Source organism: Nostocoides vanveenii (assembly GCF_039531165.1).
Taxonomy (GTDB): domain Bacteria; phylum Actinomycetota; class Actinomycetes; order Actinomycetales; family Dermatophilaceae; genus Nostocoides_A; species Nostocoides_A vanveenii.
The window spans coordinates 1-9,921 of record NZ_BAAAPN010000091.1 but is presented as its reverse complement, the minus strand read 5'-3'; the positions used below and the strand labels follow the sequence as shown (position 1 = coordinate 9,921).

Below are 9,921 nucleotides of genomic sequence, written 5' to 3'. Positions count from 1 at the left end.
CGGCTCCGCCCTCGGCTTCCGCAACCTCACCAACTACATCGCCCGCTCCCTACTCGAAACCGGCGGATTCAGACCACAACTACACCCTCGTTTGGGATGAGCCGGAAAAGGGCCTTGACCGCGACGAAGATGCCGAGCATCACGATCGCCAGGGCGGCCCGGCCGCTCCACGGACTGGGAGCCCGGTACTCCGGAGGCAATCGTGCCGAGCCCAGATTCGATCGCACCGAGGATCCATGCTGCCCGTCGAAAACCGCCGAACGAGCATCGATGAGCGTCTGACCCTCGACTGCGGTCACCGCGACGCTCTCCGGTCGAGTGGTGCCGGTAGATGCCGAACTTGTTTGCCCACGCTGCATCCCTCCTGAGTGTTGGTGTGGTGTGCGCCACCATCCGGACCTCCCCAGGGCAGGCATCAACAGCCTGCGACGCGGGGAGCACGCATCGTCCGAGCAGCAGCCCGTGACGAGCCCCTTCGCTCGCGGGGGTCAAGAGCATCATGGGGAGGACGCCCTCGCCAGTCATCCTTTTATGGGACATGCCACATCAAGGCCCGGCCAGCAGGCAACCTTTCGGGGCCACCCTCCGTGTCTGAGAATGACCCAGGAAGGAGGGTGAGGTGTTCGGACCGTCCAAGGCCACGCGCGATGCGGAGTTCACCGCATTCGTGTCGTCCGCCCAGACCCCGTTGCTGCGCATGGCCTATGCGCTCACCGGGGATTCGCATGCCGCGCGGGACCTCGTGCAAGAGGCCCTGCTCAAGACCTATCTCGCGTGGGGGCGTATTCGCACCGACGACGCGCTGGCCTACACGCGCCGGATCATCGTCAACCAGCGCATCGACACCTGGCGCAAGACGGGGAAGGAGACCGCCTCCGGCGAGTTGCCGGAGGGTGTGCGGCCAGACGGAAGTGGCACGGTAGACGCCCGCGACAGCCTCGTGCGCCTCCTCGCCACCCTGCCCGAGCAGCAGCGCAAGATCGTCGTCCTGCGCCATTACGCCGACATGAGCGAGGCCCAGGTGGCCGAGCAACTCGGCATCTCCGTCGGCGCCGTCAAGAGCGCCGCCTCTCGCGGCCTCGCCGCCCTCCGTACCCACGCCGCCACCGAAGGAGGCACCCGATGAACCTCGACCTGTCCAGTTTCGACCCCAATCTCGACGAGCGCCTGCGTCGCGAACTCGGCGAGGCCGACCTGACGCCCTTCGACCCGGCGGCCCTGACCGCAGCCGGCGGGCGCGCCCTGCGCCGGCGCCGGTTCGCCGTCGCGAGCGGCGCGACCGCAGTCGTTCTGGCGCTCGCCGTCGGCGGATTCGTCGCGCAGGATGCCTTCTCTCGCAACGCAACCCCGGCACCGCCGATGGGGACCACGGCAACGACCGCTGCGCCACTGGCGCCCGAGGTGACCGCGATCATGGAGCCGCTCAATGCCTCTTTCGGCACGGGGACCGTCCCCAGCGAGATCCCTGGCCCGAATCACTTCGCCGTCACCTGGCAGCGCACCCCGGCCCCCGGCGGTCAAGACCTGACCTTCTCGACGGTCGGTGACAACGACGCTCTCACATCTATCGGCGGCTCCTCCACCGTGGGCCTGTCCACGGATGCGGTCACCTGGGGGACGGGCGGCGGCATACAGGCGATTGTCGGTGTGCTGCCGGCAGCCGCGGCACGGTTCACCGTCGTCCAGCCGTATGCCGCGGACGGCGATCACGCGTCGATCTCGGACCGCGCGCCTATGGTGGGCAGCCCATGGCAGGCCTTCGCGGTCGCCTTCCAGAATCCCAAGGACATCGACTCGATTGTCGACATCCTCTGGATGAGTCACGACGCCGTCGTGCACGACAAGAGCGGCGCGATCGTCCCCTCGGTCACCTTGACCGACCGGGACCACCGCACCCTGTATGTTTCGGACGCCGCCGACACCATGGGCACCTTCTCCGGGTCGGGGGGCGACGCATCGATGTGGCTCTCCACCGCCGAGCACCCGGTGCTCTCGATCGGCCGAGGCGCGGACAAGGACTCCCCGATGGACGGCTTCTTCGGGATGCTCGTCCCCAGCGGCTCGACCGCGCCGGCGCTCACACCGAATCGGTCCACCGACGGCTTCACGCAGCCGCAGATTGTCCAGATCCCCGGCTCGGACTGGGCGGTGCTGTGGTGCGATTACACCGCGTCCAGCACCACAGGCGGCGCGGCCTTCGCCAAGGTCGAATGGACCGCCCCCGACGGCGCGCGGACCACGGTCACCAAGTACTGACAGCCACCGGCCAGACCATGCGCGCCGAGACACCGCGCATCGTGTGAGCGACCACACCCGCCGCGCGGCTACCGACGCCATCGGCGGCGGTAAAGGATGGAAGCCTCATCCGACACGAAGGAGTGGACAGGCATGCAGTTCGGGCGCAGCTACGAGGAGTTCGAGGTCGGGGCGACCTACAAGCACTGGCCCGGCAAGACGGTCACCGAGTACGACGACCATCTGTTCTGCCTGCTGACAATGAACCACCACCCGCTGCACCTGGACGTCCACTACGCCGAGGAGACGACCCAGTTCGGCAAGAACGTCGTCGTCGGCAACTACGTCTACTCGATCCTGCTCGGGATGTCGGTGCCGGACATCAGCGGCAAGGCGATCGCCAACCTGGAGATCGAGTCGCTGCGACACGTGGCCCCGACCTTCCACGGGGACACGCTCTACGGTGAGACCAAGGTCCTGGACAAGTGGGAGTCGACGTCCAAGGACGACCGCGGTGTGGTGTACGTCGAGACGATCGGCTACAACCAGGACGGCAAGGTCGTGTGCACCTTCCGCCGCAAGGTGATGGTCCCCAAGAACAGCTACCTCCAAGCCAGGGGCGGCGAGCAGCCCGGCCGGCCGGTTCCTCAGCCCGACAAGAACTGGGCCGGCTGACCCCCCCATTGCCGCACCTGCTCTCGCGTAGCGTGGGGCGGGTGAGCGAGCAGCAGAAGCAAGCGGACAACCGCGCCCGGGCCATCACCGATGAGTTCCGTGCGTTCGTCGCGACCGGTTGGGCCGCGCCCGCCGGCGCCCGACCCGAACTCTCCCCCGCTGCGCCGTATGCCGCTGCCCGCCGCGCCGCGCTGTCTGCGCGCTACCCGGGTGAGCGGCTCGTCATACCGGCCGGCGGTCTGAAGGTCCGCAGCAATGACACCGACTACGTCTTCCGCCCGCACACCGCCTTTGCCTATCTGACCGGCCTGGGCGCCGACCGCGAGCCCGACGCGGTGCTCGTCCTGGAGCCCACCGACGACGGTCACGACGCGATCCTGTTCTTCCGGCCCCTGGCCGGGCGCGACAGCGACGAGTTCTTCGGCGACGCCCGCTATGGCGAGTTCTGGGTCGGGGCCCGGCCGAGCATCGCCGACATCGAGGCCGAGCTCGGCCTCGCGGGTCGACACTTCGACGACTTCCTAGACGCGGCGACCAAGGACGCGGCCACGATGGTGGTGCGTGTCGTCCGCGACGCCGAGAGGGAACTGACCGCTCAGCTGGACCAGCGCCGGGTCTCGGAAGGCCGCACCCAGGAGGCCCTGGAAGAGGCCGACGATGAACTCGCCCATACGATCTCGCACGCACGGATGGTCAAGGACGACTACGAGATCGCGCAGATGCGGGCCGCGGTGGACGCCACGCAAGTGGGTTTCGAGGCGATCATCGCCGAGTTGCCGCAGCTCGCGGCCAGGGGCCGCGGCGAGCGCTGGGTCGAGGGGATCTTCGGCCTGCACGCGCGCCATCAGGGCAATGGCGTCGGCTACGACTCGATCTGCGCGGCCGGCGATCACGCCAACACCCTGCACTGGATCAAGAATACCGGCGATATCGCCGGAGACGAGTTGATCCTGGTCGACGCCGGCGTCGAGGTCGACGCGCTCTATACGGCCGACATCACCCGAACCCTGCCGGTGGCAGGCACCTTCACCGACGCCCAACGCGAGGTCTACGACGCCGTGTATGCCGCGCAACAGGCGGGTATCGCCGCTGCCCGCCCGGGCAACACCTTCAGCGACATCCACGCGGCCGCGATCCGGGTGATCGCCGAGCACATCCACGCCTGGGGGCTACTGCCGGACGGCATCGACGTCGAGGCCACCTTGGACAAGGAGCACGGGCAATACCACCGGCGGTGGATGGTGCACGGCACCTCGCATCACCTCGGCCTGGACGTCCATGACTGCGCGCTAGCCACCCGCGAGGAGTACATGGATGCCGAGCTGCTCCCCGGCATGGTTTTGACGGTGGAGCCGGGGCTCTATTTCAAGGCCGACGACGAACTGGCACCGGAGCGCTTCCGGGGGATCGGCATACGGATCGAGGACGACATCGTCATCACCGCCGACGGATGCGAGAACCTCTCCGCCGGAATGCCCCGGTCCAGTGCCGATGTCGAAGCGTGGATACGCTCGGTGCAGGCGCGCTGAGACCCCGCCGGCAGTGGCCGCCGTCCGCCTGTCGGAATGCGTGTAAGCGTTTCCATAACAATCTGGACACGGCCCGGTATAAATCTCGGCAACGCCCGACCTGATGCTTGACGACAGTCCAACAAGAGAGCATCGTTCGGTCGGTTGAGCGCCATAACCCCAGGCCTCGACTCGGGAATGCGTCGCTGCTCCTGCCTTGACGGTTCCTTCCCGCGAGAACCATCCAAGGAGAGACATTTATGGGCGCAAGGCGCTACCTCACTGCTGCGATCGCCATCGGTGCGGTCGCAACGACCACCGGTTGCCTTGGCGGCGGCGGCGGCACTTCCAACACCAGCGGCACCGCCACCGGCGCCGGCAAGGCCGAGGTCGAGGTCATGTACGGCTTCGGCAACGAGCAAGAGTCCGCCTTCCACAAGGACCTCGACGCGTTCGCGGCGAAGAACGGCTTCAAGGTGAAGTACACCAAGGCCGGGTCCTGGGACACCGAGATCCGCACCCGGATCGCCGGTGGCAGCCCGCCCGACGTGGGTCTCTTCCCCCAGCCCGGCGTGATGTGCGACATCGCCAAGCAGGGCAAGATCCTTGCGTATGACGACGCCACTGTCGCCACCGACAACGAGACTCTCGTCCCCGGCTTCTCCGCCTCGGGCACCTGCGACGGCAAGGTCTACGGCCTGCCGTCCGCCGTCTCGGTCAAGTCTCTCCTGTGGTACGACCAGGCCGCCTGGAAGGCGACCGGCCTGACCTTCCCGACGACCATGGACGAGTTGCTCAAGGTCACCGACGAACTCAAGGGCAAGGGCGACACCCCCTGGTGCATCGCCGCCGAGTCCGGAGCCGCGACCGGCTGGCCGATCACCGACTGGATCGAGGACCTCGTCCTGCGCACCGCCGGTCCCGAGGGCTACGACAAGTGGGTCAAGGGTGAGCTGAAGTTCAACAGCCCCGAGGTCAAGGCGGCCTTCGACTACTTCCACACCATCGCCTTCACCGAGGGCAATGTCCTCGGCGGCACCAAGGCCATCGCCTCGACCAACTTCCAGACCGGCGGCAACGCGCTGTTCAAGCAGCCCCCCGGCTGCTACCTGTTCAAGCAGGCCACCTTCATCGCCGGCAAGGGCGGCTTCCCGGACAACGTCCTGGCCAAGCTCGACACGACCGTCGGCGTCGCGGCCTTCCCGCCCAAGGAGGCCGGCAACAACCCGGTCCTCGTCGGTGGCGACCTGGCGGCGGCCTTCAACGGCGACGCCAACACCATCAAGCTGCGCAACTTCATCGCCAGCAAGGACAACGGCATCGAGGTGGGCAAGGCCGGCTACTTCAGCCCGCACAAGACCTTCGACGTCAACCTCTACCCGAGCAAGACCCTCCAGGCGATCGCCTCCGAAGTCCTCTACAAGTCCTCGGCCGCCCGCTTCGACGGGTCCGACCTGATGCCCGCCAAGGTCGGCGCCGGCACCTTCTGGACCGAGCCGATCAAGTGGATCACCGGCCAGATCGACGAGACCCAGATGCTCGACAACATCGACAAGAGCTGGCCCACGTCCTGATCGCTGACGAGCGCCCGGGTGCGCCATCGCTGACGGTGGTTGCGCGCCCGGGCTCTCGGCAGTAACCGGCCCCGTTCACAGAAAGGACAAGGGTTTGGCACTCAAGATTCTCAACGCATTGATCGCGATCGTCGGCGGTATCGGTGGCGCGATGCTCCTCTTCTGGATCCTCAACAAGCTGTCCGAGTCGCTGAAGGGCAAGTGGGAGGACCGGGTCAAGCCCTGGGCCTTCGCCGGCCCGGCAATCCTCGCCATCGCGGTCTATCTGATCTACCCCGCGCTGGTCACCATCCAGTACAGCTTGGCCAATGCCGACTCCACCGGATACGTCGGGTTCAAGAACTACACCGATCTGCTGACCGAGAGCGAATTCCTCCAGGTTCTGCTCAACAACCTGCTGTGGATCCTCATCGTCCCGGCCGCGGTCGTCGTCCTCGGCCTCGGGGTCGCCGTGCTCGCCGACCGGCTCCGGCCGCGGGGCGAGAAGTTGAGCAAGACGATCATCTTCTTGCCGATGGCGATCTCCATGGTCGGCGCGGCGACGATCTGGCGCGCGATCTACGACTACCAGCCGGTGGGCGAGTCGCAGACCGGTCTGCTCAACGGGATCGTGCAGCTCTTCGGCAAGGACCCGGTCTCCTGGTATCAACTGGACACGCTGCACTTCAACAGCATCCTGCTGATGATCATCTTGACCTGGACCCAGGTCGGCTACGCCATGGTTCTGCTCTCGGCCGCCATCAAGTCGGTCCCCGAGGACACCATCGAGGCCGGCCGGATCGATGGCGCCGGCGAGCGGAAGATCTTCTTCTCCATCGTCGTCCCGCAGATCTGGGGCACGGTCATCACCGTCTTCATCACCGTTCTCATCGGCGTGATGAAGGTCTTCGACGTCGTCTATGTCACGACCAATGGGGCATTCAACACCGATGTCGTCGGCCGGCGCTTCTACTACGAGATGTTCACCTCGGGCAACAACGGGTACGCCGCGACCATCGTCGTGCTCTTGATGATCGCCATCGTCCCCGTCCTGGTCTACCAGGTCCGTCAGTTCCGTCGTGAGGAGGCCGCCCGATGACCACCACCGTGCAACCCGGAACCGGTGTGCCGGATCAAGTCATCAAGCAGAGCAAGCCAGGGACGGGCGCGGGCAGCGCCAGCCCGCTGGTCAAGGCCTTCATGGTCTTCTTGTGCCTGCTGTGGACGATCCCGACCCTCGGCCTGCTGATCAGCTCCTTCCGCACCCGCGATGCCCAGTTCAGCTCGGGCTGGTGGACGGTGTTCAAGAGCCCGCTGGATGCCACCCAGTGGACCCTGAACAACTACTCCCAGGTGCTCGGCGACAACGCCTCCGGCGTCAACATGGGCAAGGCCTTCATCAACAGCCTCGTGGTGACCGTCCCCGCGACGATCATCCCGATCCTGATCGCGGCCTTCGCGGCCTACGCCTTCACCTTCATGGAGTGGAAGGGCCGCGACATCGTCTTCGTGATCATCGTCGGTCTGCTCGTTGTGCCCAACCAGGTCGCCCTGGTGCCGCTGCTCAAGCTCTACAGCAACCTGGGCATGAACGGGACCTTCCCGGCGGTGTGGCTGGCGCACATCGGCTTCGGTATGCCGCTGGCCGTCTACATCTTGCGGAACTATATGGCGGGCCTGCCTCGGGCCGTCATCGAGTCGGCGAAGATCGACGGCGCGAGCCACTTCACGACCTTCTGGAAGCTCATCATGCCGATGAGCACCCCGGCGCTCGCGTCCTTCGCGATCTTCCAGTTCCTCTGGGTCTGGAACGACCTGCTGGTCGCCCTGATCTTTCTCGGCCGCGGTGAGAACACCATCCTCACCGTTGCGCTGCAGGGTATGCAGGGTCAGACCGGCCAGGGTCGCGAACTGATCCCGGCCGCCGGCTTCGTGACGATCATCTTGCCGATCCTCGTCTTCTTGGCCCTGCAGCGGTACTTCATCCGCGGCATGACCTCCGGCGCCGTCAAGGGCTGACGGCCCCCGGCCCCACCTCGGCCCCGCCTCCCCTTCGGAGGCGGGGCCGTTGCCGTTGCTGGCGGGAAAGCTGACGACATCAACGAGGGCTCGCCCGGTAGGGTTTTGGGCCGTGCAGATCGTTCCCACGCGCAGTTGGTATGCCGTCGGCGAGCCGGTCGTTGTCGAGCCGGTCCTCGGCCCCGGGCCCGCCGCCAAGGGCAGGCTCATCATCACCCGGCTCGGCGAACTGGTCGACGAGGTGCGGACCGAACTGGCCGCCGGTCCGGTCGATCTCGGGCCGCTCCCCGCAGGCACGTATGCCGTGTCGTGGCGCCCCGACGTCGACTCCCCAGCGCCCGGGGTCACGACCGCGCGGACGGCGGTGCAGGTGCTGTCGGCGGACGATCGCGGCAGCGTGTTGCGCTACGGCTTCGTGGCCGACTACCGGCCGGGCCGGGACGTGTCGGGCATGGCGCTCTTCGCTCGCCGGCTGCACCTGACCGCGATCCAGTGCTACGACTGGGCCTACCGCCACGCCGACCTGGTAGGTGGAGGCGAGCAGTATGCCGACGCCCTCGGCAATCCGGTCGACCTCGACACCGTCCGCGCCATCGTCGCCGCCGCCCACGGCATCGGCGCCGACGCGCTCGGCTATGCCGCCGTCTACGGCGTGGGCAACGACGAGTGGCCGCGCTGGGAGGCGACGGCCCTGCTGGACGCGACCGGAACGGCATACGGGCTGGGGGACTTTCTCCGGGTCACCGATCCCGCTGACCCGCACTGGCTCGCGCACTTCACATCCGACCTGGCCGCCGCGGTCGAGGTGGTGGGGCTCGACGGCTTCCACCTCGACCAGTACGGCTGGCCCAAGGCGGCGCTGCGGCCCGACGGAACGCACGTCGACCTCGCCGAACGCTTCTGCGCGCTGATCGAGGGCGTCCGCGCCGCACTCCCCCGCGCCCGGCTGGTGTTCAACAATGTCAACGACTTCCCGACCTGGGCGACGGCCCGGACCTCCCAGGACGCGGTCTACATCGAGGTCTGGGAGCCCCACATCGCCCTGGGCGACCTGGGCGCGCTCGCCTCGCGCACCCGCGCCCTGGGCCCGGCGAAGCCAGTCGTCATCGCGGCCTATCCGGCTCTCTTCGCGAGCGCCGCGGTCAGCGGCGCCGAGCAGGCGCTGCGCCTGACCATGGCGACCCTCTTCTCCCACGGGGCCACGCACCTCGCCGCCGGCGAGGACGGCCGCCTGCTCGTCGACCCCTACTACGTGCGCAATCACCCCGCCGAGACCTCGACGATCGACCTGCTCGCCGACTGGCAGAGCTTCCTCGTCACGCACCACGACCTGCTGCTCGCGGCGGGCATCATCGACGTCACCGGGGCGTATGCCGGCGCCTACAACGACGACGTCGACGTCGCCTTTGCCGGGGCTGCTGTCAGTGGCTCGGCGCTGGCCGGGCACGTCTGGCGGCGGGTGACGCAGACGGCATACGGGCTGGTGGTGCACCTGATCAATCTGTCGGCGGTGACCGACCTGCGCTGGAATGTGCCGCAGGACCCCCCTGGCGATGTGGGGTCGGGAACGCTTCGGGTCCGCCGGGTCGGCGCTGGATTGGACGTGCGCGTGGCGGACCCCGACGGCCCCGGAGTCCTAGAGCCACTGCCGATCGAGTCGGCGACCGGCACGCACGCCGAGATCCCGTTGCCGCCGTTGCGCACCTGGCAGGTCATTCACATCGTGACCCGCTGACGCGGGGTTCCGGCGACTGGGGCCGCCGTATCGTGGGCGTGCCGCTCTGGAGTCCGGCCCGCCAACGACGAAGCGTCCCGGTCGCGGTCCCCGGGGGGGTGTCCCTATGTTCGGTGTCAAGCGGCAGCGGCGGTGCGGGGCTGGTAGGGCTGGCGGTTGCGGAGCATGGCGTGTATGACGTCGCAGCGACGTCTGG

The 9,921-nt window shown here is 67.5% G+C and carries 9 protein-coding genes; 8 read left to right on the top strand and 1 reads right to left on the bottom strand.

Annotated elements, in window-relative coordinates; genetic code table 11:
• Positions 1-68: 68 nt before the first annotated feature.
• Positions 69-227, bottom strand: coding sequence for a hypothetical protein (locus tag ABD209_RS16025; RefSeq protein WP_344068001.1), 159 nt, complete (start codon positions 225-227; stop codon positions 69-71).
• Positions 228-619: 392 nt separating this feature from the next.
• Here ABD209_RS16025 and ABD209_RS16020 point away from each other — a divergent pair, with 392 nt between their 5' ends.
• The 8 genes from ABD209_RS16020 to ABD209_RS15985 all read left to right on the top strand — a co-directional run bounded on the left by ABD209_RS16020 (position 620) and on the right by ABD209_RS15985 (position 9,725).
• On the top strand, positions 620-1,126 hold the full coding sequence (locus ABD209_RS16020) for a SigE family RNA polymerase sigma factor (RefSeq protein ID WP_324387784.1): 507 nt from the start codon (positions 620-622) through the stop codon (positions 1,124-1,126).
• Positions 1,123-2,256, top strand: a complete 1,134-nt coding sequence (locus tag ABD209_RS16015) for a hypothetical protein (RefSeq protein ID WP_344067999.1) — start codon at positions 1,123-1,125, stop codon at positions 2,254-2,256. The genes ABD209_RS16020 and ABD209_RS16015 overlap by 4 nt, the downstream gene beginning before the upstream one ends.
• Positions 2,257-2,388: 132 nt before the next feature.
• Positions 2,389-2,910, top strand: a complete 522-nt coding sequence (locus ABD209_RS16010) for a MaoC family dehydratase (protein ID WP_344067997.1) — start codon at positions 2,389-2,391, stop codon at positions 2,908-2,910.
• 41 nt (positions 2,911-2,951) lie between these two features.
• On the top strand, positions 2,952-4,439 hold the full coding sequence (locus tag ABD209_RS16005) for an aminopeptidase P family protein (RefSeq protein ID WP_344067995.1): 1,488 nt from the start codon (positions 2,952-2,954) through the stop codon (positions 4,437-4,439).
• A 239-nt stretch (positions 4,440-4,678) separates the two neighbouring features.
• The gene (locus tag ABD209_RS16000; RefSeq protein WP_344067993.1) at positions 4,679-5,992 is read left to right on the top strand and encodes an ABC transporter substrate-binding protein; all 1,314 of its coding nucleotides are present in this window, start codon (positions 4,679-4,681) and stop codon (positions 5,990-5,992) included.
• 94 nt (positions 5,993-6,086) lie between these two features.
• Complete coding sequence (locus tag ABD209_RS15995; protein ID WP_344067991.1) at positions 6,087-7,070, top strand: carbohydrate ABC transporter permease; 984 nt, start codon at positions 6,087-6,089, stop codon at positions 7,068-7,070.
• Entirely contained in the window at positions 7,067-7,990 is a 924-nt protein-coding gene (locus ABD209_RS15990; RefSeq protein ID WP_344067989.1) for a carbohydrate ABC transporter permease, read from the top strand. The genes ABD209_RS15995 and ABD209_RS15990 overlap by 4 nt, the downstream gene beginning before the upstream one ends.
• Before the next feature lie 112 nt (positions 7,991-8,102).
• Positions 8,103-9,725 carry a glycoside hydrolase family 66 protein gene (locus tag ABD209_RS15985; protein ID WP_344067987.1) on the top strand — a complete coding sequence of 541 codons (1,623 nt, stop codon included), beginning with the start codon at positions 8,103-8,105 and terminating at the stop codon, positions 9,723-9,725.
• Positions 9,726-9,921 lie beyond the last annotated feature (196 nt).

Bases quoted from the DNA above. Each gene is read 5' to 3' on its own strand.
- ABD209_RS16000 (WP_344067993.1), top strand. From the start codon at position 4,679: ATGGGCGCAAGGCGCTACCTCACTGCTGCGATCGCCATCGGTGCGGTC.
- ABD209_RS16010 (WP_344067997.1), top strand. From the start codon at position 2,389: ATGCAGTTCGGGCGCAGCTACGAGGAGTTCGAGGTCGGGGCGACCTAC.
- ABD209_RS16015 (WP_344067999.1), top strand. From the start codon at position 1,123: ATGAACCTCGACCTGTCCAGTTTCGACCCCAATCTCGACGAGCGCCTG.
- ABD209_RS15990 (WP_344067989.1), top strand. From the start codon at position 7,067: ATGACCACCACCGTGCAACCCGGAACCGGTGTGCCGGATCAAGTCATC.